The sequence below is a fragment of the Sulfurospirillum sp. HTRB-L1 genome, assembly GCF_059415125.1.
The window spans coordinates 540,318-562,665 of sequence record NZ_JCAHZR010000002.1 but is presented as its reverse complement, the minus strand read 5'-3'; the positions used below and the strand labels follow the sequence as shown (position 1 = coordinate 562,665).

Here is a 22,348-nt window from a genome sequence, read left to right as displayed (position 1 = left end):
TAGATGGAAAAGTACAACGGTTGGAACAACTGCGCGACCTGGAGAGTAAATATGGAATTTGGATTGTGTGATGACGCGGAAAATTTCAAAGACTACAGCGCAGAAAGCCTGAAAGAATATGTTGAAGCTATGCTAGAACAGCAAGCTTCTGGCAATGCTTTGGATTATGCGCTTGCGTTTGTTTCGGAAGTAGACTGGCATGAAATTGTAGAAGCGATTAAAAAAAACAATGATGAAGATGGTGTAGCGTAACGGCTGCACCTCTTTTTCAAGAGGCTTTGCCTCGCGAAACGTAGCCGTTTCGCGTAATGCTCCCAAACGGTTTTGGTCGCAGTTGGGAAATACAAAAAATCAAATCAGGTGGGAAATAGGTGGGAATAGTTTTTAAGGAGAGCTTGAAAAGCCCTAGATTTAGGGGTTTAAGAATGTATGGCCGGGAGAGAGGGATTCGAACCCCCGGAGGTGTTACCCTCAACGGTTTTCAAGACCGCCGCTATCGACCACTCAGCCATCTCCCGGTGTAGTACCGAAGGTTATTCGGTTTTTTCTTTGACGTAGGTTGCGCCTTTGTTGACCTTTTCTTTGGACCACTCCGCCGCATCGCCAGTATCTTGTTTGACACCTTGCCATGTGGCGCATCCCGCAAAAAAAAGACTCATTAGAACAATCAAAAGAGTACGCATGTGAACTCCTTGTCTCCGTTAAAAAAGGGTTGGAGGCGACACCCGGATTCGAACCGGGGATGAGAGCTTTGCAGGCTCCTGCCTTACCACTTGGCTATGCCGCCCTTTGCTTTTTGGTGGTGCCCGAGACCGGACTTGAACCGGTACAAACATAATGTTCGAGGGATTTTAAGTCCCTTGCGTCTACCAATTTCGCCACCCGGGCAGACTTTGCTATGAAAAAGAAAAAAAATGGAGCGGGAAACGAGGTTCGAACTCGCGACCCCAACCTTGGCAAGGTTGTGCTCTACCACTGAGCTATTCCCGCACTGTAAAAAGAGACGAAAGTATATCAGAAGTTTTTTTAAAAGTAAAGATGAACGGGCGTTTTTTGGGCGTTTTTACTGTTTTTGACCTTTAAGGTATAATGCCATCACGAATTCTCACCATGTAAAGGAACCTCCCATGCGAAGTGATATTGTCAAGAAAGGGTACGACCGCGCCCCGCACCGCAGCCTTTTTCGTGCTACGGGTCTGAAAGACGAAGATTTTGATAAGCCGTTTATCGGCGTAGCTAATTCTTTTATTGAAATCATTCCAGGGCACTTTTTTCTCAACCACTATAGCCAAATTATTAAAGAAGAAATCCGTGCCTGTGGGTGTGTGCCCTTTGAGTTTAATACCATCGGCGTGGACGATGGTATCGCCATGGGGCACGAGGGGATGCTCTACTCCTTGCCGAGTCGCGAACTCATCGCCAACTCTATCGAAACGGTCATGAATGCCCACATGTTAGATGCCATGATTTGCATCCCCAACTGCGATAAAATCGTTCCTGGGATGATTATGGGTGCATTGCGCGTCAATGTGCCTACGGTCTTTGTCAGTGGCGGACCCATGAAGAAAGGCTACAAAAAAGACGGCACACCCATCGACCTCACCACAGCGTTTGAAGCGGTGGGTAAGTTTAGCAAGGGGGATATCGACGAAGCGGAATTGTACGACATCGAGTGCAATGCGTGCCCAAGTGGCGGGTCGTGTTCGGGCATGTTTACGGCCAACTCCATGAACACCCTCATGGAAGCTATGGGCATCGCATTGCCAGGCAATGGAACTATCTTGGCCCTCACCCCTGAGCGGGAAGAGCTCATCCGTAAAGCGGCACGTCGCGTGTGTGAGATTGCGCTGGATGAGCGCTTTAAGCTTAAAAATATTCTCAATGAAAACGCGGTTAAAAACGCCTTTGCCATCGATATGGCCATGGGCGGCAGTTCCAACACGGTCTTGCACATGCTCGCCATTGCGAGAGAGGCGGGCGTGAACTTTGGCATTGAAAACATCAATACCATCAGCAAAAACGTTTCACACATCGCTAAAATCGCCCCTTCCCTTTCCACGGTGCACATGGAAGACATCCACAAAGCCGGTGGCGTGAGCGCGGTGATGAAAGAGATTAGCAAGCGCGACAACGGCGTGTTGCACCTTGATAACCTCACCGTAACGGGCGAAACCATGGGAGAGCGCATCAAAGATGCGGTCATTACCAATCCTGAAGTGATTCACCCTATCGACAAGCCCTACTCCAAGGTGGGCGGTTTGGCCATCTTGTTTGGCAATATCGCCGAAGAAGGGTGCGTCATTAAAACCGCGGGTATCACAGGGGCGCGCCGCTTTGAGGGCAAGGCGGTTTGTTTTGATTCCCAACAAGAAGCCATCGCAGGCATCATTGGAGGCAAGGTGAAAGCGGGCGATGTGGCGGTGATTCGCTACGAAGGCCCACGCGGAGGGCCTGGGATGCAAGAGATGCTCTCCCCTACCTCACTCATCATGGGGATGGGATTGGGCGCGGATGTGGCGCTCATTACCGATGGGCGTTTTTCGGGGGCCACGCGGGGACTTAGCATCGGACACGTGAGCCCTGAGGCGGCTGAGGGCGGATTGATTGGACTCCTTAAAGATGGGGATACCATTACAATTGATGTAGATAGTTATGAAATCCATGCCCATTTGGACGAAATCGAAATCCAAACCCGTCAGGCGCATTTCACACCAAAGGTCAAAACCGTCAAAGGTTCGTGGCTCAAACAATACCGCCAACTTGTCACCAACGCGAGCAACGGTGCGATGTTAAAGACGGAGCTTGAGTGAACGAATTTTTTGCCCTGTTTCTACAGCAGACCATTACCCTTTTTGCCATCATTGACCCCTTGGGGGTCAGTGCCATTTTACTCTCCATGCTTCCTGCCTCTACGACGCAAGAGCAGATGAATGGCATCGCCAAAAAATCCACACTGACCATCATCATCGCCTTTTTTGTGGTATTGCTTACAGGAAAGTTTGTGCTCAATCTTTTTGGCATTGAACTAGACGCCCTCAAAGTGATGGGCGGGCTTGTGTTGTTGCTGATGGCCATTAAGATGGTCGAGGGGAGTTTGGAGCCTAAAAACCAAACCCCCGAAGAGCGCGAAGAGGCCAAACATAGCCACGAGTTTGCGGTGATTCCTTTAGGAATTCCCATCACCTTTGGGCCAGGCATCTTTGCCACCATCGTCATTTTTAAAGCCAGTGCCACGAGTTACCTTGACTTGCTAGCGTTAACCTTGGCATTTTTAGTGGTGGCGGTGCTAACCTATGTTTGCTTTCGCAACTCCCTTAAAATCCGCAAACTTTTAGGCATTACGGGCCAAAAGATCATCAGCCGTTTGATGGGCCTCATTGTGGGGGCCATCGCGGTGCAATTTGTCGTAGGCGGGGTTTCCGCCCTGTGGAGTACAGGGCTTTAATCCCCCTATTTGGAAATAGGCTCGCTTTGAGTGTAGCCAAACTCTAGGGTGCGTTGCTCTCCCGCTGTTAGCGTAAAGCTCCAACGCGCCTTTCCTTCTGCGTCGAGGGAATCGGGCGCATCTCCTAAGCGTTTAATCACCACTTTTTCATGGCTAGAAAGCGGCAGTCTTTCTAAAAAATCAATTTGCTGTAATTTGGAAGAGCGGTTAGACAAGGTGTAGCGCCACATACGTTCGGTGGTTTTGGTGGAGCCAAATCCTGACTCGGTGGTAAAGTTGCGCACAAGCTTTTTTTCAACCCCAATCAAATCGTGTTTGCCAAAATAAACGTGCGCGTTTTCCGCGGCAAGAAATTGAAGATTGCTGCGTTCTCCCAGAAGCATTCCATCAAGGACAAAATTAGCCATGGCTGGCTCGATGGTTGTTTCCGGGGTAAAGCTAGCACGCATGTAAGGCATGGCCGTACCGTACCCGTCTATTTCTACGCCATACTGGGCAAAAACCTTCTGTTGGTGAAAGACGACTTGCGTGCGTTCCCCGCTTGGCAAGGTGACGCCCGAGGCTTCCCACATCTCTTTGCTCTCAAGCTCCACAGGTGCACCCGCCACATCTTGGGTGGATTCATTCATGGATTTAAGCGCCATGGTGCGCATCATGGGCAGTGCTTCTGGCAAACCCACATACTGGGGATAAAAAGGCACGGGTGTGAGGGCGTGGTTGTAACCAAAAGAATAAAGGCGCAAAACGATGTTGTTTAAATCTTCCCCAAGGGCGTGGGAGACGAAGAGGGATTGGGTGATTGCAAGCCGTCCCTCAACACTCTCGCCCGTAAAGGTGTTGACGCGGTTGGCTTGCAAATTGGGGATTTCAAAGCGAATCTCTAGCATGCTCGGCGCGTTACATGTAAGGGAAAGAGAGAGAGGTTTGACCTTGCTCGTAGTGCGTTTGGCGGTGAGCAAATCCAACGCTTCTTGGGCGCGGCTTACAGCCGCTTCTTGGTCTTTTTGGGCGTTTAGGGTTTCAAGGGCAAGGGTAGCGAACCCTTCGGCGTTTTTTTGCAACTCCCCAAAAGAGCTGTTGGTAAAGCTCACCCGCTCCAAAAGCCGCGCTTTTGCTTCAAGGGCTAAAAGCTGTTGGCGTGCGTTTTGCAGGGTTTGGGTTGCTGCTTCGATTTGTGCTTCTAGGGGTGTGTTGGCTTTGGTGGGCGTGCCAATGCTAATGTCTTTAGTCGAACATGGCGTGCGGATAAAGAGGGTGTCGTTGTGGACAAATTCTGGAAGGGTTGTTTCAAACACCCCGCTTCCCACATCAAACCGCTGGGTCAGAAAGGCTTTGTTGGTGTAAATTTCAAGCAAGGCGGTGTTGGCCATCAAAGGGAGACTAGAAAGAAGTAAGGGGGCTAAAAAACGCATGGTTGTCCTCCTGGGTAAGTAAACTGTGAAAGATATTGTAGCACACCTCTTTGCCTTACATGTAAACCCTTTATAACCTTACATTGGTTATAATTTAGTCCAAAAAAACAAGGATATTCATGCCCACTTCCCCTACTAAATATATCTTCGTCACGGGTGGCGTACTTAGCTCTTTGGGCAAAGGCATTGCCGCAGCGAGTATTGCAACACTTCTTAAAAATGTTGGATTCAAGGTTAGTATTTTAAAAGCAGATCCCTATATCAATGTCGATCCTGGCACCATGAGTCCTTTGGAGCACGGCGAAGTGTTTGTTACCGATGATGGGGCGGAGACGGACCTTGACCTTGGGCATTACGAGCGTTTTTTAGATGTGGATTTGTTGCAAACCAACAATTTTACCACGGGCAAGGTGTACTCAACGGTCATTGAAAAAGAACGGCGTGGGGATTATCTGGGCGAAACCATTCAAGTGATTCCGCACATCGTGGGCGAGATCACGAGACGCATGAAAGAAGCCGCCAAGGGGCAGGATATTTTGATTGTAGAGATTGGCGGGACGGTAGGGGACATCGAAGGACTCCCTTTTCTAGAAGCCATTCGCGAGTTGCGCTCAGAAGTGGGCAAAAAAAATGCCATGAATATTCACCTCACCCTTGTTCCCTACATCACCGTAGCAGGGGAGCTTAAAACCAAACCCACCCAACACTCCGTGCAAGAATTACGCCGTATCGGCATCACGCCCGATATGCTCATTTGCCGCGCAGAGCGTCCGTTGCCTAGAGAGCTTCGCAACAAACTTGCCTCTTCGTGCGGGGTGGAGCGCAACAGCGTGATTGAGTCTGCGGACGCACCGACTATTTACCAAGTGCCGTTAAATTTTCTCAAAGACAACATTCTTGTGCCTATCTCCGAAGTGCTAGATTTGGGAGAACTTAAGCCCAATATGGACCACTGGGACACCTTGGTAAAACGGGTGATTGCGCCAAAAGATGAGATTGTCGTTGCGTTTGTGGGCAAGTATTTGGGCCTGAAAGAGTCTTATAAATCCCTCACCGAATCCCTCATTCATGCGGGTGCACACCTTAATGCGCGCGTCACCATTAAGTGGGTTGATAGCGAAACCTTGGAAGAACAAGGAGAAAAGAGTTTGCTAGGGGATGTGGATGGCATTTTGGTGCCAGGAGGCTTTGGAGAGCGCGGGGTGGAGGGAAAAATGCGTGCCATCCGTTACGCGCGAGAAAACGGCATCCCTTACCTTGGCATTTGCCTTGGGATGCAGTTGGCCATGATTGAATTTGCCCGCAACGTGTTAAAGATTGAGGATGCTAATTCGGTAGAATTTAACGCTACATGTAAGAACCCGATTATTTACCTCATCGACACCTTTTTGGATACGAGTGGTCAAAAACAACTGCGCACCTACCAAAGCCCGCTGGGGGGCACGATGCGTCTTGGGGCGTACGAATGTCAAACCAAAAAAGGTTCTTTGTTGCGTGAGGTGTATCAAGGCAAGGCCACGATCAAAGAACGCCACCGCCACCGCTACGAAGCCAACCCCAAATACCGCGAAGCTTTCGAGGCTGCGGGACTGAGCGTGAGTGGCGAGTCAAGCGGGTTGATTGAAGCGGTGGAGCTTAAGGGGCATCCGTGGTTTATTGGCGTGCAGTTTCACCCAGAGTTTACTTCACGGTTAACAAACCCCAATAAAGTGATTTTAGGGTTTGCTCAGGCTGCACTTACCGCACAACATGGTTAGGCGGCTCACCAAAGAGGCTATTCGGGAGATTTTGGCGGCACGGTTTGAAGAAGACGTGTGCACCAAGCTCTCCATGATTCCTCCTCCGCACCAGTTTAAAGACATTGATAAGGCGGCACAGCGTATTAAGCGCGCCATCGAACGTCAAGAATCCATTGCTATTGTGGGGGATTATGACGTAGATGGCGTGGTTTCATCGGTCATTTTAAGCGAATTTTTTGACGCGTTGATGGTGCCTTATACCCTCAAAATCCCTAACCGTTTTACCGATGGGTACGGGCTAAACCCCAAGATTGTAGAAACCCTGGATGTAGCCTTGATTATCACAGTAGATAATGGTATCTCGGCGTACGAAGCTGCCCAGTGTTGTTTGAAGCGGGGCATCGACCTCATCATTACTGACCACCACACTCCTACTGAAATTCTTCCCGAAGCGTATGCTATCATCAACCCCAAGCAAGAGGATTGCGACTTTCCCCACAGTGAGATTTGCGGGGCACAAGTGGCGTGGTACCTTGTTGCCGCGCTCAAAGACGTGTGCGAGGTGGAGTACGACTTGGGCAAATGCCTTGACTTGCTTGCCATTGCCATCATGGCAGACATGATGGAGCTTAAAAACATGAACCGCACCATGGTCAAAAGCGGTATCCGCGCGCTTAATTGTTCCGCGCGCCCTGCCTTTGAGGCGGTCAAAAGTTTTTTTAAAAAAGAGCAATTTGAAAGTGATGATATTTCCTTTTTGCTCGCACCCCTCATTAACAGTTCTGGTCGCATGGACGACGCGATGGTCTCTTATCGATTTTTAAAAGCCCCTTCTGTGCGCGAGGCTACGGCGCTTTTGGAAGAGATTGTTACGTTTAATAATTTGCGCAAAGAAGAAGAACAACAGCTGTTTGAGGCTTCTTTAAAGGCAATCAAAGAAGACGAACATGTCATCATCGTGTGGGGCGAGGCGTGGCACGAGGGGGTGATTGGGATTGTTGCTTCGCGCCTTGCTAAGCGCTTTCACAAGCCTGCCATCGTCTTTTCTGTGGACGCAGGGCGTGCCAAGGGGAGTGCAAGAAGCGTGGGGCGGGTCGATATTTTGTCTATCGTGGCGCAACATGAGGGATTGTTGCTGGGCTTTGGTGGACACAAAGGGGCTGCTGGGATGGCTATCGACCCGGCGAATTTACCAGCATTTAAAGTGGCGCTAGAGGCTACATGTAAAGACATCGCACACCATGAACTTGCTATGGAAGAGGATATTTTAGGAGAAGTGGACCCTGATGAGATTGACTTTGAGCTGTTGGAGATTTTGGAATTTTACGAACCTTATGGCCAAAAAAACCCGCGCCCCTCTTTTTTAATCAAAGGGGTTGAGGTAAAAATTGACCGCACCATTGGCAAGGAAAACAACCATTTGAAGCTTATTTTGCAAACTCCGACACGAACCCTAGAGTCTCTCTTTTTTAATTTTGATACGCGCGTCAAAAAAGGTGACAAGATTGACATTATTTTTTCCGTCCAAAAAAACAGTTATCGCGGATTAGTAACACCGCAATTACTTATAAAGCAGATTTTAAGCTACACCTAAAACCCCCTGTGTTATCCTTCTCCTTGTCCCAAATATTACAAGGAGAAGCTATGGAGAAGAAGGAGTTAGACACGCTTTGTGAAGTGTTAGACACAGAGCTAAAACGTCAGGGATTATCGCGCAGGGATGCGCTGAAGCTCGCGGGCCTTAGTTCTGCAGCTTTTTTGCTAAACCCGAGTGCATCGGTGGGTGCAACCTTGGCAGCAGCAAGCAGCGTCACTGGAAAAATCCTTATCGTCGGTGGCGGGGCAGCGGGATGTTCTCTTGCCAATGCCTTGGTAAAAAAGATTTCTTCCCCAGACATTACCCTTATTGAGCCCAATCCCCAAAGTGTAACGTACCAACCTGGCCAAACCTTTGTGGCCACAGGGATTTACAAGCTTGAGGATATTGTGGCCCAAACGGAGGACTTTTTGCCCAAAGAAGTGAAGTGGATTCAAGACAGTGTGGTTTCCTTTGATCCCGAAAACAACACAGTAGAAACAACCGCCAATGGTCAAATTCGCTATGATTTTTTAGTAGTGGCCACGGGGTTGCAGCTGCATTATGAGACCATAGACGGGCTAACCAAGGAGATGATTGGCACAGAAGGCATCGGGTCTATTTACACCCCTCAAGGCGCGCTCAAGACATGGGGTGTGCTTCAGGAGTTTGTTGCCAAGGCCAAATCGGGCCAAAAGGTAGCAGGTGTTTTTTCCCACCCCAATACACCTATTAAATGTGGCGGTGCCCCTAAAAAAATCATGTACCTTACCCATGACCGTTTAAAAGAAGCTAAGGCGCGCGAAAATGCCACCCTAACCTTCTACCCCAATGGCGGGTTGATGTTCGATGTGCCCGAATACCACGATGCTATCATTAAGCAGTACGAAGCCCGTGGCATGGAATGGAACTACCGACACAATCTGGTTGCTGTGGATGCAAGTAAAAAAATCGCCACCTTTGACCACCACTACCTTGTTAAAGGCGCGTGGGATGAGGATTTGGAAGAATTTGAGATGATTCCAGAAATGAAACACGTGGAAGTGCCCTATGACTTCTTACATGTAACGCCCCCTATGACCGCCCCAGATGCGGTGAGGAACTCTTCTCTTGCATGGCAGCGGGGCAGTGCAGCTGCGGGAGGCTGGGTGGAAGTAGAAAAAGAGACCCTGCAACACTACCGCTACCCCAATGTCTTTGCCCTAGGCGACGTGGCAGGGATTCCCATGGGCAAAACGGGGGGTTCTGTGCGCAAGCAGTATACTGTGTGTGCCGATAACCTCATTGCGGTCATGAACGGTAAAGAACCCAAGGCTAAGTACGATGGCTACACCGTGTGCCCTTTGGTGACAGGGATTGGTACGGTGATGATGGCAGAATTTGACTGGAGTGGCAAACCAACCCCCTCTTTCCCTCTTCTTGACCCCGCTAAAGAGCGTTGGCTGTGGTGGGTGATGAAGGTGTACATGCTCAAGCCTATGTATTTCCACGGCATGCTCAAAGGGCGAGCGTAACGCCATGAAAACATCTAAAATGACGCGAAACGGAACCTCTCCGTTGGTGAAAGCAGCACTTGTCGGACTCTTTTTGGGGAGTTCTTTGGCGTGGGGGCAGATGGTGAGCATGGAGGAAATCTACCAGCAAACCTGCGCCCACTGTCACGGGGAAAAAGCCCAAGGGATGCCAGATAAAAAAGCACCCCCTCTTAATACGATGCCAGTAAACGCTCTTTCCTATGAGTTGTTTAACCTCACGGCTACAAACCAGTCTTCGGGCAGTGACCATGAGATTATGGAGCACAATCAAAAAAAGATTGTTGAAAAAGGGATACGCTACCATCCTGATGACATGGCGCGGTATATCTTTGTTAGCTTCAACCCTGCTGCAGGGGTGGAAGTGGATGAAAAAGGGTACCGAAAATACAGCACCGCCCAAGTGTACGAACACATGTGCGCCAAGTGCCACGGTGCCATGGCTGAGGGTAATGCTGAGAAAAAAGGCCCACCCCTCAACACCTACAGTTTGCAAGAGCTAGAGATGGAATTGCTCTCCTTGCGCGAAGGCTTTCAATCCTCAGGAGGACACCACGAGGTCATGAGTGAAACCTTGAAACGTATTGAAAACAAAGGGATGTTTTACCACCCTAAAGATATGGCGGCCCATATTTATTTTCATTACAACAAGGATGCGAAAAAATAACACAAAAAAGAAGGGGTCGTTTACCGATCCCTTACTTTTCTTGGTTAAAATGACCCGTGTTAAAAAACGTATTATTTTTTCAATCTTTCTCCCTAAAGATTGAGACAAGAATATAACCAAAAACGCAAGGTGGTGAAATGCGACACATCGTCCGCGAGGTGCTCTTTTTTTTCGGTTTGTTTGGGGTTTTGGCTTTAGGGATGCATATGGACAAGTGGCTAAGTGCGCCACTGGCACACTTAGCAAACCTTGGAAGTCATGGGATGCCGTGGCATCCGATTGTGTACACCTTTGTCTTTTACATGGTACTGGTTATTTTTCGGTTTGTGCTTTCCTTGGCGGTGCGCCCCTTTCGGCGCGCTTAGCGAATCACCCCGTCTTGGACGGGGACAAACCAACACTCCCCCACCCTCTCTTCACAAATATTCCCCTCGCGTTTCACAAACCGCGTAATGATTTGCTTCTCCCCTTCTTCGATAGGGGCGACAAGTAGCCCACCCTCTTTGAGTTGGTCAAACAAAATCTCAGGCACCTTGGGTGTCGAAGCTGAAAACAAGATGCGTTCAAAGGGTGCATAATCACGCCATCCCCGTTGCCCATCATCAAAACGCGCATGAATGTTGCGAATGCCTAGTGTTTCAAACCGCACCTTGGCCTCGCGCAAGAGTTTTTCAATGCGCTCAATAGTAAACACCCGCCGCACAATCTTGCTTAAAATCGCCGCTTGGTAGCCACTCCCACAGCCAATCTCTAGCACCGCATCAACACCTAAGGGGTTAAGGGCTTGGGTCATTTTAGCAACCGTGAGCGGGGAGCTTATCCACTGGTTGCCCGCCAATGGCAGGGCGTCGAGCGTGTAGGCATTGTGGCGCATGCCTTGGGGCACAAACAGCTCTCGCTCTGTGGAGGCAAAGGCGTCAAAAATGGGCGGGTCAAGGAGAATGTGGTCCGCAAGGGAGGTGGCAAGGTTGTGGCTTTTGTGCAGCCTTAGTTTTTGGTGGAAGGGCATGAGCGTCCTGTATTGATATAGCGTCGCATGGTGTGAAGGGTTTTGGCAGTGGCCTTACATGTAAGCAAGGCTTTGGCGTCATCGCGCACGCTTACGCCAAAAGGGTCGATGAGCCCACTTCCTGCGGCTTCGTCGCTGGCATTGGCGGCAATGACGTAACATTGGTTGGTGATGGCAAGGGCGTCGCACAGGGTCTCGTAATGGCTTTTACGCTCTTTCCCCCACAGAGCGGGCACTAAGAGTATCTCCGCACCTTTGAGCTGTTCCCATAAAACAGGGAAGCGCAATTCAAAACAAATGAGCACGCCCACGTGCATACCGCGCCACAAAAAAGGGGCAATAGCGGTTGTGTCGCCTGGGGTGAAATGGGCAGGTTCATTGCCTAAAGGAAAGAGCTTGGCCTTGTCTTGGGTGTGGACTATTTCCCCTTTTTCAAGCAGGTAAAAACGGTTGGCAAAGCCCTGGGGTGTTTGCACGATACATGTAAGGCCAAGGGCTTTGTCGCAAGTGGCGCTGGCGAGCTTGCTGAGGGCTTCTTGGCTAAAGCGTGCGGCTGCTTCCATCTTGTCGTAGCTGTAGCCGGTGAGGCACAGTTCGGGGGCAAGGCACAAGGAGTCTGGCTGGGCGTGTTCGAGCAGGGCGAAAAGGGTGGCTAAGTTTTCCTCCCAAGGCCGTTCTTGGTAAGGAAAACTTAGCGCGTGTAGAGGCAGACTAGAAATCATCAAAGGACAAGCTTCCTTTGCTGTAGTTGGTCACATTGCCTTCAAAGAAGTTGGTCTTTTGGTCGTTGAATTTGGAGAAATCATCCACCCATTTGATGGGGTGTTGGGCGCCGTAGATTTTTTCAAATCCCACCGCGCGCAAGCGGTCGTCGATGAGGTAGTGGATGTATTCTTCGATGATGTCATCGGTGAAGCCCATGATTTGGTTTTGGGTGATGTACTTGCCCCATTCGATTTCCAAATCCCCTGCTTTTTTGAACATCTCGACGACTTTGGCTTTGAGCTGCGGGGTGAAAAGGTCGGGGCGTTCTTTTTGCACGGAGTTAATCATGTTTTGAAAGAGCAACAAGTGGGTGATTTCATCCCGTTGGATAAAGCGAATCATCTGCGCACTTCCTAGCATCCGTCCTGCGCGCGCTAGGGCGTAGATGGCTGTGAAGCCCGAGTAAAAGTAGATGCCCTCTAAAATTTGGTTGGCAAACATGGCAAGGACGAGTTTTTCGTCGGTCACATCGCCAGCAAGTTCTTCGTAGACGCTTGAGATGTAGTCGTTTTTGCGGCGCAACACTTCGTCGTGTTTTTCCATTTCGTAAATGAGGTCGGTGTTGTCGCAAATGGCTTCCACCATCACCGCGTAGGATTTGGAGTGGTTGGCTTCTTCGTAGGCTTGACGGGCAAGGCACGCGTTAATCTCGGGAGCGGTAATGTAGGGGTTGATGTTGTCCGCGAGGTTGTTGGTCTGGAAACTGTCCATGCTAATAAGCTGCGACCAGACAAGGTCATACATGCGTTTTTCGGCGTCCGTGAGGTTGCGGTTGTAGTCAAGTACGTCTTTGGTGGTGTCGACTTCTTTGGGAAACCACGTGTTGCCTTCCATGTAGTCCCAGAGTTTCAGTGCCCACGTGTATTTGGCTTTGGTGAAGTTCAAGATGCCATGGGGATTTCCGCCAAAAATTTTGCGATCACCTAGGCTTTCGTTAGAGTTTGGGTTATAAATACGTTTGCGTTCCATAAAAACTCCCTGTGATATTTTCGTGGTATTGTACACGAAGTTTGCTAAGAGGGAAGAAAAAAACCTTTACATGTAAGGGTGGTTTTTTTGGATAAAATCAGCCAATGCTTCTTTGCTAAGGGGACGCGCAAAGTGGTAACCTTGGAACCTATCACACCCAAAATGGGTCAGCATGTCTAGCTGTTCTTTGGTCTCAATGCCTTCCGCAACCACGTCCATTTCGAGGTTTTTGCCAATGGTGATGATGCTTTGCACCATTTGTTGGGCGCCCTTGTCTGTTAAGGCCGCATCGATAAAGCTTTTGTCGATTTTAAGCTCATCAATGGGAAGCATCCGCAACATGCTCAACGAAGAGTACCCCGTGCCAAAATCATCCATAGAAAGCTTGATACCATGGGCTTTGAGCTCTTGGAGTAGGGGTAAAATACTTTGAACATCTTCAATCAGTAAACTCTCAGTAATTTCCAACGCCGCCCACACCCCTTGGATGCCCTCTTCGCGCATTTTGCCAATAAAATAGGCCGCAAAATCAGGCTCTAACAGTTGGCGGGCGGAAAGGTTGATGGAGGTGTAAAAAGTGCCGCCAAGGGCCTGTTGCACCCCTTTAATATCGGCAAAACTGGCTTCAATAATGCACCGGCCAAGGGCGGGCATCTGCCCAGAAGCCTCCGCCACAGGGATAAAGGCATCGGGAGGCACATTGCCTAAAATCGGACTGTTCCAGCGGGCTAAGGCTTCCACGCCGTAAAAGGCGCCTTGGGTGGTTATTTGAGGTTGGTATACCATGAAGAATTCACGGTTTTCGATGGCGCTGCGAAGGGCTTGTTCGATGTTGACATTGCGCAAGTACCCTTCTTGCATGGTGTTTTTAAATAAACTGGCACTGTTTTTAAGGCGCTTGGATTCGTACATGGCAATGTCCGCTGCCCGCAGGAGTTCATCGATACTTTGGCCATGTTCGGGGTATTTGGCAACTCCGACACTTGCCCCTACATGTAAACGCATGGCGTTGATGTGGTAGGGTGCCGAGGCAGTTTTGATGAGTTTTTTTGCTAAAGCTAACAAACTGCTCTCGTCGTGCGTGGGTGTTAGTAGGATAAATTCATCGCCCCCGTGCCGTAGCAAAACCGCATCTTGGGGCAAAATGGCGCGCAAGCGCTGGGCAAGCTCCACGAGGAGCATATCGCCGTGGTGGTGCCCGAAACTGTCATTGACGTTTTTGAAATTATCCAAATCCACATAAAGCAATCCAAAAGGGGGCGCTTTGGGGTGTACCCATCGCCAAGCATCGTCTTTGAGATAACTTCGGTTTAAAAGGCCTGTGAGTTGGTCGTGGGTGGCTTGGTGTAGCAACTCGGCCCTGCGTTTGGCTTCAGCGGCAGCAATGATGCGAAAGAGAAAGTAAAGCAACCCCTCCACGCACATAAAAATGAGAAAATAAGTTCCCAGTAGCTTGGCAAAATCCATCCAAAGAAGCTTCATCTGCGTCATGAGAACAAACCAGAGCTTGTAGGTTGCATCGTATTGAAGGGAAACTAGCTGAGGGGTGCCTTCTGCGTCGTAGACAAAAGAGAGAGGGTGGCGCGAATGCCAAAAACTATCCAGCGCGCCTCCATGGGCTTTTTCTATCGCTTCTTTCATTGCCTCTTGTTTGCTGCGTGAAAGCGCGTCTTGGTAGATGTCATAACCATGCTCTTGACCGTTACTGGCGTATTGCACGTGCATGTCTTCGCGCACAATCAAGGAGAGATAGCGGTTCTCGTGGTCAATGTTTTTGACCAAATGTCCAAAGGAATCCTCCAAGCGCAAGGCGGCCGTAATGACGTGGTGGACGCTTCCATCAGGGTTGCGCATGGCTTTGCGAATGGGAACAATCCAGTCTTGAAAAGGCTTGAAAAAATAGGTACGCCCAAAAACCATTCCGTCTGTTTCCATGGTTTTGATAAAAGAGTCACGAGATTCGGGTTGCTTTAAAAGATTGGGGAAGCCTGAGACATCAAGGTTGTTGGTGGCAAACAGCATGTTGCCCTGGGGGTTGACCAACGCGATGGCGATAATGGCAGGACTTTTTTCAAGGGCCGCATCAAGAATAGCCATGGCGCTTTGGTTATCCTGATAGGAGCCGTCTTCTAAAAACCGATGCCCAAGGATGTCTAGCATCACTTCGTTGGTTCTATAGAGCGCTTGGGTGGAGTTGGCGATGAGTCTTAGGGTGTTTTCTTGGGAGCTTGTGGCATTAGCAAAAAGCCTTTGCCATTGGACATAGGAAACAAAGCCAAAATAAAGAGTAAAAAGCGCCGTTAAAATATAAAAAATTGACCATATATTTTTTTTCAAAAGCGCCATAGGATTGCCCTTTGGTGAAATTTTTTATATTGTAGCATTTCTGCACTTTGGAGTGATTTGCGTTACAATAATGCTTTTATTCTTTACATGTAAAGGATTTCCGTGGGCATTGAATGGATAATTGCCTTTTTAATTTTAGGCGCGGTGGTGGGTTTTATGGCAGGACTTTTAGGGATTGGCGGGGGCGGTATTATGGTGCCAGTACTCACAGCCATTTTTCTTGCCCAAGGGGTGCCCGTAGAGAACGTGGTACATTTGGCTCTTGGCACCTCCATGGCGTCCATCGTCTTCACCTCATTTGCTAGCATGCGCGCCCACCACAAACGGGGTGCCGTGCAGTGGGATATTGTTAAGCTTATGGCTGGCGGGGTTATTTTAGGCACTTTTGCCGCGACATTTTTAGCCACATGGATGGCCTCGGCCCACCTTGCCCTCTTTTTTGCCGTGTTTATGGGGTATGTTTCTATTCAGATGGCTATTGATAAAAAACCAAAACCCAGTCGTGTACTGTTGCCCTCTCCTGCCCTTTTTGGCGGCGGGACGTTTATCGGTGTTGTCTCGGCGCTGGTTTCCATTGGTGGCGGGTCGCTAAGCGTACCTTTTTTAGTGTGGCAAAATGTGGATGTGAAAAAAGCCATCGCCACGTCTGCGGCCATCGGGCTTCCTCTTTCACTTGCGGGGACATTGGGGTATGTGGTCAATGGCCTTTTACATCCCAGTGATGCTGCCATGACCGCAGGCTTTGTCTACCTTCCTGCGGTGGTGCTGATTTCCCTTGTGAGTTATTTTACCGCTCCCCTTGGCGCCAAAATGGCCCACACTCTTCCCGTGGGAAAACTCAAAAAGATTTTTGCCCTCTTGCTCATGGTTTTGAGTCTTAAAATGCTCAGTTCCGTTTTATAGCCTTACATGTAAGGCTATTTTTTTCCCTCTTTTCCTCCGCGGGGCAAGTTTATGTCCCGTTTACTTCAACGTTTTATAATGACAATCATTATATTTTGAAGGAGGATTACCATGGCAGAACCTACCGTGTACCGCATGTATATCAATGGGGCCTTTGTTGCTCCTGGGGCAACCAAACCCGTCACCAATCCCGCCGATGGGCAAGTGGTTTCATACATCCCTGAAGGAACCCAAGAAGACGTGGATGCTGCGGTGGAAGCAGCGAGGGTTGCCCAACTCTCGTGGGAGAAGCTTCCTGCTATTGCGCGCGCAGCCTATTTGCGTAAAATCGCCCAAAAGATTCGCGACAACGCTACCATGCTCGCACGCACTATCACGCAAGAACAAGGCAAGGTCTTGGGCTTGGCGGAAGTTGAGGTGAATTTTACAGCGGATTATATGGACTACATGGCCGAATGGGCCCGCCGCTACGAGGGAGAAATCATCCAAAGTGACCGTCCCAATGAAAACATTTTTTTGTTTAAGCTTCCCATCGGGGTTGCTGCGGGGATTTTGCCGTGGAATTTCCCCTTTTTTCTCATCGCACGCAAGATGGCCCCTGCCCTTGTGACGGGCAATACTATTGTCATTAAACCAAGTTCTGACACGCCCAACAATGCCTTTGAGTTTGCCAAGCTTGTCGATGAAGTGGGCTTACCAAAAGGCGTTTTTAACCTAGTCTCGGGCGCAGGGTCTGTGGTGGGAAATGCCTTGGCAGGCCATGAAGATGTAGGTATTGTGAGCTTTACAGGAAGCGTGTCCGCGGGCGTGAAAATCATGGAAGCGGCTGCGAAAAATGTCACGAAGGTCTCTTTAGAACTTGGTGGCAAAGCCCCAGCAATTGTCATGGGCGATGCCAACATTGACCTTGCCGTGGAAGCCATCAAAAACTCACGGGTCATCAACAACGGCCAAGTGTGCAACTGCGCAGAACGGGTATACGTGCACAGCAGTATCGCCAAAGAGTTCACGGAAAAAATCACCAAAGCCATGGCCGCAACCACGTACGGCAACCCCTTAACAGAAACATGCGACATGGGCCCACTCATCAATGAGGCCGCCATCACTCACGTTCAAGCCCTTGTCGATAGCGCGGTCAAAGCGGGCGCAACGGTGACAACCGGCGGAAAGCGTGCGAACAAGAAAGAGGGGTTTTATTATGAACCTACGGTGTTGGTCGGCGTGAAGCAAGAGATGGAGATTGTTCAAGAGGAGATTTTTGGCCCAGTGTTGCCCATCCTCACCTTTGAAACCCTTGATGAGGCTATTGCGTTGGCAAATGATTGCCAATACGGACTCACCTCGTCTTTTTACACCCAAAACATTGATGTAGCCATGCGCGCGTGCAAGGAGATTAAATTTGGCGAGACGTACATCAACCGCGAAAACTTTGAAGCCATGCAAGGGTTTCACGCAGGATGGCGTAAGTCGGGTATCGGTGGGGCCGATGGAAAGCACGGACTGGAGGAGTTTTTACAAACTAAAGTAGTCTATTTGCAATACGACCTTAGCAAGCAATAACCCCCTCCCCCGCACATGCGGGGGCTATTCTCCTTGCTCTTTTTGGGCAATATACTCTTCAATCGCTTCGGCCACTCGCTTGGAAAACGCCACCGCCTCAACCACGGTGCGCGCACCCGTGACCACGTCGCCTGAGGCAAAAACACCTGCATGGGTGGTGTGTCCGCTATCATCTGTGACGATGAGCCCGCGCGGGTCAACGTCGATGCCTTTGTTGTTACTGACAATCACATCCCGCGGGTTTTGGCTGATGGCCACTAGCACGCTCGTCGCACGTTCAAAACCCTCTTCGCCCTTACATGTAAAGCGTACGCCCTCGGGAGTGATTTCCTCGGGGGTGCGGTAAAAGTCAAATATCACCCCATCAAGTTTGGTGCATTGAATCTCATGTTTGGACGCGGGCATCTCTTCTTCCCCTTTGCGGTACATGATGTGCACTTCTTTAACCCCTTTGCGTACCGCTGTACGGGCCACGTCCATGGCCACGTTTCCTGCTCCTAAGACAATGACCTTTTCACCCAAGTCGTGCACGTCAGGGTTTTTGAGGTAGTCAATGGCAAAATGCACGTGCCCCAAGCTTTCACCTTTGATGTTGAGCGCTTTGGGAGCCCACACGCCTGTGCCGATGAACACCGCGTCAAAGCCGTCGCGAAAGAGGTTGTCGATGGTGAGGTTTTTGCCCACGGTGGTGTTGGGGCGAATCTTGACGCCTAAGGATTTGAGTTTCTCTACGAGTGTGTCAATGAGGGTTTTATCAAGTCTAAAATCAGGGATTCCATAGCGAAGGACGCCGCCAACTTTGTCGTTTTTGTCGTAAATAGTAATCCCGTAGCCTTTAAGGGCGAGCAAAAACGCTAGCCCCATCCCCGCGGGCCCACTGCCGATGATGGCCACATGGCGTCCGTTAGGGCGAGGTTTTTCCAAGGTTGTGCGGGCAAGAAAATTGCTTGAAATGTAGTGTTCGATGGCACCAACGCTCACCGGCGAGCCTTTTTTGTTGAGAATGCAGTGTCCTTCACAGTGTTTTTCATGGGGGCAAACGAGGGAGCAGATGATGGAAAGGGGGTTGTTTTTAAAGAGCAATTGCCCTGCCTCTTGAATGTTGCCATCCAAGAAGAGGCGAATCATCTGTGGGATAGGCGTATTGATGGGACAGCCAGGGCGGCATTTGGGTTTTTTGCATTCAAGACAGCTAGAAGCCAGGTGAAGGATGGGTTGGTTCATAAGAATTCCTTGGCGTAAAAACGCGCACAAATTTAGCGAAGGGTAGCGAAATTTGGGTTAAAAATTGCGTAAACGAACAGGAATGAGGTGGGTGAGAGATTCGAGTGCAAAGGCTTTAGAGGGCGGTGCTATTTTGCCAAGGGTGGGCTCTACATGTAAATAGTGTTGGAGGTAATAGGTTCCCTCGTATCCTAGGGCGTGAAGTTCTTCAATCATGGCATTTACCTCCTTTACATGTAAGAGGTCAGGATGCACGGTGGTGCGCACTTCAAAACTTACATCAGCGCCAATGAGGTAGGTAAGGCTTTCATGAAAAGCGTCGTATTCTCCCGAGCCTGTGAGGGATTTGAAGAGGTGTTGAGGTGCTTTAAAATCCAGCGCGACGTAGTCTACAAGTCCCTCTTCCACAAGGGTGCGAATGACTGAGGGTTGGGTGCCATTGGTGTCGAGTTTGATTTCAAAGCCCATGGTTTTGATGGTTTCACAAAGGTCGTGAAGGTGGGGATACAAAGTGCATTCGCCACCGCTTAACACAACACCATCAATCTTCCCTTGGCGCAAACGCAAAAAATCAAACAGGTCTGATGCACACAGGGTCCCTTTTTCACATACGATAGTGGGATTGTAGCAATAAGGACAGCGCATATTGCACCCACTAAACCAGACCACGCAAGCAAGGCGGTCTGGAAAGTCGGTGGTGGTAAAGCGGGTGATGTCGAAGATGGGTTTATTTGGCAGGTTCGGCAAACTTCACTCGTTGGCGGTGTTCCCCTTTTTTGCCGATGTTAAAACTCTCGACAGGGCGGTGGTAGCCCATGACACGGGTGTAAACCATGCAACGTGTACGTTTTTCTTCCAACTCTTTAGGCAGTTGCTTGTTCATGTTCTCTCCTTTGGGTTTCTTGATGTTCTTTTAACAGTTCTTCGTCGCACATAGGGCAAAATTCATGCTCACCACTGATGTACCCGTGCTTTTCGCACACGGAAAAGACAGGGGTGATGGTGATGTAGGGCATACGGTAGTTGCTAATCACGTTTTTAATCAATCGCCGGCACGCCTCGGCGGAGCTGATGCGCTCTTTCATGTAGAGGTGTAAAACCGTTCCTCCCGTGTAAGCGCATTGGAGTTCATCTTGCATGTCCAGTGCTTCAAAGGGATCATCGGTATAATCCGCGGGAAGTTGAGAGGAGTTGGTGTAATACACATTCTTCCCATTGCCCGCTTGGATAATGTCGGCGTAGCGTTTTTTGTCTTCTTTGGCAAAACGGTACGTGGTTCCCTCGGCTGGCGTGGCTTCAAGGTTGTAAAGGTTTCCTGTTTCTTCTTGGTAGCCACGGATTTTATCGCGTAGGTATTCAAGCATCTCTAGGGCAAAGGTGTCGCCAAAACGGCTTGTGATGTCATGCTCACCGTGGGTAAAGTTGCGAATCATTTCGTTCATGCCGTTAATGCCGATGGTGGAAAAGTGGTTGTTAAAGCCTGGCAAATAGCGCGCGGTGTAAGGGTAGAGGCCGCGGTCGTACATGGTTTGCACAAAGACGCGTTTTTTTTCTAAGGTGGATTTAGCCATCTCTAAAAGTTCATTAAGGCGTAGGTATAGGCCCTCTTTGTCCCCTTTGTGTAAGTACCCAAGGCGCGCAAGGTTAAGGGTGACGACCCCGATGCTTCCTGTCATTTCCGCACTTCCAAAGAGTCCGCCTCCGCGTTTTAAGAGTTCGCGTAAGTCTAACTGCAAACGGCAACACATGCTGCGCACATGGCCGGGTTTGTAAGCTTTGGGGTTTTCGACCAATTGACCTGATTCAGGGTCGCGCAGGTATTGGCTTCCGATGAAGTTTTGAAAATAAGAAGAGCCAATTTTGGCGGTGTTTTCAAAGAGTAAGTCGGTGTTTTCCCCGTACCAATCAAACTCTTCCGTGATGTTCACCGTAGGAATAGGAAAGGTGAAGGGTTGCCCTGTTTTATCGCCCTCGGTCATGACTTCGTAAAAGGCGCGGTTGATGAGGTTCATTTCGGGTTGAAAATGGCCATAAGTGAGCGCGTCAAGGCTAGTGACCCCACGGGTTTTGGCTTCTTCTAGGAGGAAGGGGTCTTGGATGTTTTTGAAAAGATGAATGTCTTGTGAGGTAGGGGTTTGGTTGCGCAAATCCTCTGGCACGCTCCAGTCGATGGTGACGTTCGTGAAAGGACTTTGGCCCCAGCGTGCAGGGACGTTGAGGTTGTAGATGAAGCTACGTACTGCTTTTTTCACTTCTTTGTAGCTGAGTTGGTCTTTAAAGACGTAAGGGGCAAGGTAGGTGTCAAAGGAGCTAAAGGCTTGGGCGCCCGCCCACTCGCTTTGCAAGATGCCTAAAAAGTTGGCCATTTGGCCTAACGCTTCGCGGAAGTGTCTAGGTGCGCGACTCTCTACCCGTCCGCGCACGCCGTTAAAGCCTTCGTTTAAAAGGTTGCGCAAACTCCAGCCTGCGCAGTAACCTGTAAGGCAGTCAAGGTCGTGGATGTGGTAGTCGCCGTTGCGGTGGGCGATGCCCTCTTCTTTGGAGTAGATTTTATCGAGCCAGTAGTTGGCGATGACTTTGCCTGCGGTGTTGTTGATGAGTCCTGCGTTGGAGTAGCCCGTGTTGGAGTTGGCTTTAATGCGCCAGTCGTTGCCGTTGATGTACTCTTCGATGGTCTGGGTGGAATTGATGAAGGTGGTGTCTTCTGAGAGCCCCAGCACGTGCTCACGCTGCATTTTGTGGGTGTGACGGTAAATCATAAAGGAGCGCATCACTTCAAAATAGCGCCCACGGTAGAGTTCTTGTTCGATAAGGTCTTGAATGTCTTCCACCGCGGCAAGGCGCTTGGCGTTGAGTTTTTCCATGACGTTGAGGAAAATCATACGGTCATAAAGGGTGTTTTCGCTTTTAAACGCTTTTTTAATGGCATCTTCAATTTTATAAGGGTGAAATTCTTGGGTGGTTCCGTCGCGTTTGAGTAATGTTGTGAGCATGGGCGTCCTAACGATAGCATCAGATTTGAGGGTTTTATTATAGTACAAAGGATGTAGTTTGAAACTTAATTAATTTTGTTACAAGGCCGTGACATGGGTGAAATTCCCTAAAAAAGAGGGAAAAAGATGAAACAAATTAAAATTTAAAAATCAATTTTACTTCTCAACATTCCCTATTTTTAGGACTTTACTGAGAGAATTAAATTTT

Annotated in this window: 20 protein-coding genes and 4 tRNA genes; 10 read left to right on the top strand and 14 right to left on the bottom strand. The window is 49.4% G+C overall.

The window, feature by feature from the left end; all coding sequences use genetic code 11:
- Window positions 1–51: 51 nt before the first annotated feature.
- Window positions 52–252 (top strand): hypothetical protein, encoded by a 201-nt coding sequence (locus tag AC5SLM_RS05615; RefSeq protein WP_495249945.1) that lies wholly within the window; start codon window positions 52–54, stop codon window positions 250–252.
- Between the two features lie 178 nt (window positions 253–430).
- Here the strand turns inward: AC5SLM_RS05615 and AC5SLM_RS05610 are convergent.
- From AC5SLM_RS05610 to AC5SLM_RS05590, 5 genes are all read right to left on the bottom strand, one after another.
- Window positions 431–518 (bottom strand) — tRNA-Ser (locus tag AC5SLM_RS05610).
- 15 nt (window positions 519–533) lie between these two features.
- Window positions 534–683, bottom strand: coding sequence for a hypothetical protein (locus AC5SLM_RS05605; protein ID WP_495249944.1), 150 nt, complete (start codon window positions 681–683; stop codon window positions 534–536).
- Window positions 684–713: 30 nt separating this feature from the next.
- Window positions 714–787: transfer RNA gene (locus tag AC5SLM_RS05600), tRNA-Cys, on the bottom strand.
- A 13-nt stretch (window positions 788–800) separates the two neighbouring features.
- Window positions 801–888, bottom strand: a tRNA-Leu gene (locus tag AC5SLM_RS05595).
- Window positions 889–915: 27 nt separating this feature from the next.
- Window positions 916–990, bottom strand: a tRNA-Gly gene (locus AC5SLM_RS05590).
- Between the two features lie 137 nt (window positions 991–1,127).
- On the opposite strand from AC5SLM_RS05590, the gene ilvD reads away from it, so the two are divergent.
- Window positions 1,128–2,810, top strand: a complete 1,683-nt coding sequence (ilvD, locus tag AC5SLM_RS05585; protein WP_495249943.1) for a dihydroxy-acid dehydratase — start codon at window positions 1,128–1,130, stop codon at window positions 2,808–2,810.
- Window positions 2,807–3,445 (top strand): MarC family protein, encoded by a 639-nt coding sequence (locus AC5SLM_RS05580; RefSeq protein WP_495249942.1) that lies wholly within the window; start codon window positions 2,807–2,809, stop codon window positions 3,443–3,445. The genes ilvD and AC5SLM_RS05580 overlap by 4 nt, the downstream gene beginning before the upstream one ends.
- 5 nt (window positions 3,446–3,450) lie before the next feature.
- Here AC5SLM_RS05580 and AC5SLM_RS05575 read toward each other — a convergent pair whose 3' ends face one another.
- A complete protein-coding gene (locus tag AC5SLM_RS05575) occupies window positions 3,451–4,857 on the bottom strand; it encodes a DUF4139 domain-containing protein (RefSeq protein WP_495249941.1) in 1,407 nt (468 codons plus the stop codon).
- A gap of 119 nt (window positions 4,858–4,976) precedes the next feature.
- Between AC5SLM_RS05575 and pyrG the strand changes: the two genes are divergently transcribed.
- The 5 genes from pyrG (at window position 4,977) to AC5SLM_RS05550 (ending at window position 10,736) form a co-directional block, all read left to right on the top strand.
- Window positions 4,977–6,614 (top strand): CTP synthase, encoded by a 1,638-nt coding sequence (pyrG, locus tag AC5SLM_RS05570; protein WP_495249940.1) that lies wholly within the window; start codon window positions 4,977–4,979, stop codon window positions 6,612–6,614.
- On the top strand, window positions 6,607–8,190 hold the full coding sequence (gene recJ, locus AC5SLM_RS05565; RefSeq protein ID WP_495249939.1) for a single-stranded-DNA-specific exonuclease RecJ: 1,584 nt from the start codon (window positions 6,607–6,609) through the stop codon (window positions 8,188–8,190). The genes pyrG and recJ overlap by 8 nt, the downstream gene beginning before the upstream one ends.
- A gap of 50 nt (window positions 8,191–8,240) precedes the next feature.
- The gene (locus AC5SLM_RS05560) at window positions 8,241–9,686 is read left to right on the top strand and encodes an NAD(P)/FAD-dependent oxidoreductase (protein ID WP_495249938.1); all 1,446 of its coding nucleotides are present in this window, start codon (window positions 8,241–8,243) and stop codon (window positions 9,684–9,686) included.
- 4 nt (window positions 9,687–9,690) lie between these two features.
- Window positions 9,691–10,371 carry a c-type cytochrome gene (locus tag AC5SLM_RS05555; protein ID WP_495249937.1) on the top strand — a complete coding sequence of 227 codons (681 nt, stop codon included), beginning with the start codon at window positions 9,691–9,693 and terminating at the stop codon, window positions 10,369–10,371.
- A gap of 137 nt (window positions 10,372–10,508) precedes the next feature.
- Window positions 10,509–10,736, top strand: a complete 228-nt coding sequence (locus AC5SLM_RS05550) for a hypothetical protein (RefSeq protein WP_495249936.1) — start codon at window positions 10,509–10,511, stop codon at window positions 10,734–10,736.
- Here AC5SLM_RS05550 and AC5SLM_RS05545 read toward each other — a convergent pair.
- The 4 genes from AC5SLM_RS05545 to AC5SLM_RS05530 form a co-directional block, all read right to left on the bottom strand.
- Window positions 10,733–11,380, bottom strand: a complete 648-nt coding sequence (locus AC5SLM_RS05545) for a protein-L-isoaspartate(D-aspartate) O-methyltransferase (RefSeq protein ID WP_495249935.1) — start codon at window positions 11,378–11,380, stop codon at window positions 10,733–10,735. The two genes, AC5SLM_RS05550 and AC5SLM_RS05545, sit on opposite strands and share 4 nt — an antisense overlap.
- Complete coding sequence (locus AC5SLM_RS05540; protein ID WP_495249934.1) at window positions 11,359–12,102, bottom strand: carbon-nitrogen hydrolase family protein; 744 nt, start codon at window positions 12,100–12,102, stop codon at window positions 11,359–11,361. Before AC5SLM_RS05540 ends, AC5SLM_RS05545 begins: the two co-directional genes overlap by 22 nt.
- Window positions 12,092–13,114: a ribonucleotide-diphosphate reductase subunit beta gene (locus AC5SLM_RS05535; RefSeq protein WP_495249933.1), complete on the bottom strand. Its 1,023-nt coding sequence runs from the start codon at window positions 13,112–13,114 to the stop codon at window positions 12,092–12,094. The genes AC5SLM_RS05540 and AC5SLM_RS05535 overlap by 11 nt, the downstream gene beginning before the upstream one ends.
- A gap of 66 nt (window positions 13,115–13,180) precedes the next feature.
- Window positions 13,181–15,460, bottom strand: a complete 2,280-nt coding sequence (locus tag AC5SLM_RS05530) for a bifunctional diguanylate cyclase/phosphodiesterase (RefSeq protein ID WP_495249932.1) — start codon at window positions 15,458–15,460, stop codon at window positions 13,181–13,183.
- A 102-nt stretch (window positions 15,461–15,562) separates the two neighbouring features.
- Between AC5SLM_RS05530 and AC5SLM_RS05525 the strand changes: the two genes are divergently transcribed.
- Together AC5SLM_RS05525 and aldA are read left to right on the top strand one after the other, a co-directional pair.
- Window positions 15,563–16,363, top strand: a complete 801-nt coding sequence (locus AC5SLM_RS05525; RefSeq protein WP_495249931.1) for a sulfite exporter TauE/SafE family protein — start codon at window positions 15,563–15,565, stop codon at window positions 16,361–16,363.
- Between the two features lie 111 nt (window positions 16,364–16,474).
- Window positions 16,475–17,923: an aldehyde dehydrogenase gene (aldA, locus tag AC5SLM_RS05520; protein WP_495249930.1), complete on the top strand. Its 1,449-nt coding sequence runs from the start codon at window positions 16,475–16,477 to the stop codon at window positions 17,921–17,923.
- A 24-nt stretch (window positions 17,924–17,947) separates the two neighbouring features.
- Here the strand turns inward: aldA and AC5SLM_RS05515 are convergent, their stop codons facing one another.
- From AC5SLM_RS05515 to AC5SLM_RS05500, 4 genes are read right to left on the bottom strand one after another with little or no spacing between them, the layout of a single operon-like run.
- Window positions 17,948–19,147: an NAD(P)-dependent oxidoreductase gene (locus AC5SLM_RS05515; protein ID WP_495249929.1), complete on the bottom strand. Its 1,200-nt coding sequence runs from the start codon at window positions 19,145–19,147 to the stop codon at window positions 17,948–17,950.
- A 57-nt stretch (window positions 19,148–19,204) separates the two neighbouring features.
- On the bottom strand, window positions 19,205–19,894 hold the full coding sequence (locus AC5SLM_RS05510) for an anaerobic ribonucleoside-triphosphate reductase activating protein (protein ID WP_495249928.1): 690 nt from the start codon (window positions 19,892–19,894) through the stop codon (window positions 19,205–19,207).
- A complete protein-coding gene (gene nrdD, locus AC5SLM_RS05505; protein ID WP_495249927.1) occupies window positions 19,875–20,030 on the bottom strand; it encodes an anaerobic ribonucleoside-triphosphate reductase in 156 nt (51 codons plus the stop codon). Before nrdD ends, AC5SLM_RS05510 begins: the two co-directional genes overlap by 20 nt.
- Window positions 20,011–22,140 carry a ribonucleoside triphosphate reductase gene (locus tag AC5SLM_RS05500; RefSeq protein ID WP_495249926.1) on the bottom strand — a complete coding sequence of 710 codons (2,130 nt, stop codon included), beginning with the start codon at window positions 22,138–22,140 and terminating at the stop codon, window positions 20,011–20,013. The genes nrdD and AC5SLM_RS05500 overlap by 20 nt, the downstream gene beginning before the upstream one ends.
- Between the last annotated feature and the right edge of the window lie 208 nt (window positions 22,141–22,348).

Excerpts from the sequence above, each read along its gene's own strand:
- AC5SLM_RS05615 (WP_495249945.1), top strand. The coding sequence starts at position 52 with ATGGAATTTGGATTGTGTGATGACGCGGAAAATTTCAAAGACTACAGC.
- AC5SLM_RS05605 (WP_495249944.1), bottom strand. The coding sequence starts at position 683 with ATGCGTACTCTTTTGATTGTTCTAATGAGTCTTTTTTTTGCGGGATGC.
- ilvD (WP_495249943.1), top strand. The coding sequence starts at position 1,128 with ATGCGAAGTGATATTGTCAAGAAAGGGTACGACCGCGCCCCGCACCGC.
- AC5SLM_RS05575 (WP_495249941.1), bottom strand. The coding sequence starts at position 4,857 with ATGCGTTTTTTAGCCCCCTTACTTCTTTCTAGTCTCCCTTTGATGGCC.
- pyrG (WP_495249940.1), top strand. The coding sequence starts at position 4,977 with ATGCCCACTTCCCCTACTAAATATATCTTCGTCACGGGTGGCGTACTT.
- recJ (WP_495249939.1), top strand. The coding sequence starts at position 6,607 with ATGGTTAGGCGGCTCACCAAAGAGGCTATTCGGGAGATTTTGGCGGCA.
- AC5SLM_RS05560 (WP_495249938.1), top strand. The coding sequence starts at position 8,241 with ATGGAGAAGAAGGAGTTAGACACGCTTTGTGAAGTGTTAGACACAGAG.
- AC5SLM_RS05555 (WP_495249937.1), top strand. The coding sequence starts at position 9,691 with ATGAAAACATCTAAAATGACGCGAAACGGAACCTCTCCGTTGGTGAAA.
- AC5SLM_RS05550 (WP_495249936.1), top strand. The coding sequence starts at position 10,509 with ATGCGACACATCGTCCGCGAGGTGCTCTTTTTTTTCGGTTTGTTTGGG.
- AC5SLM_RS05545 (WP_495249935.1), bottom strand. The coding sequence starts at position 11,380 with ATGCCCTTCCACCAAAAACTAAGGCTGCACAAAAGCCACAACCTTGCC.
- AC5SLM_RS05540 (WP_495249934.1), bottom strand. The coding sequence starts at position 12,102 with ATGATTTCTAGTCTGCCTCTACACGCGCTAAGTTTTCCTTACCAAGAA.
- AC5SLM_RS05535 (WP_495249933.1), bottom strand. The coding sequence starts at position 13,114 with ATGGAACGCAAACGTATTTATAACCCAAACTCTAACGAAAGCCTAGGT.
- AC5SLM_RS05530 (WP_495249932.1), bottom strand. The coding sequence starts at position 15,460 with ATGGCGCTTTTGAAAAAAAATATATGGTCAATTTTTTATATTTTAACG.
- aldA (WP_495249930.1), top strand. The coding sequence starts at position 16,475 with ATGGCAGAACCTACCGTGTACCGCATGTATATCAATGGGGCCTTTGTT.
- AC5SLM_RS05515 (WP_495249929.1), bottom strand. The coding sequence starts at position 19,147 with ATGAACCAACCCATCCTTCACCTGGCTTCTAGCTGTCTTGAATGCAAA.
- nrdD (WP_495249927.1), bottom strand. The coding sequence starts at position 20,030 with ATGAACAAGCAACTGCCTAAAGAGTTGGAAGAAAAACGTACACGTTGC.
- AC5SLM_RS05500 (WP_495249926.1), bottom strand. The coding sequence starts at position 22,140 with ATGCTCACAACATTACTCAAACGCGACGGAACCACCCAAGAATTTCAC.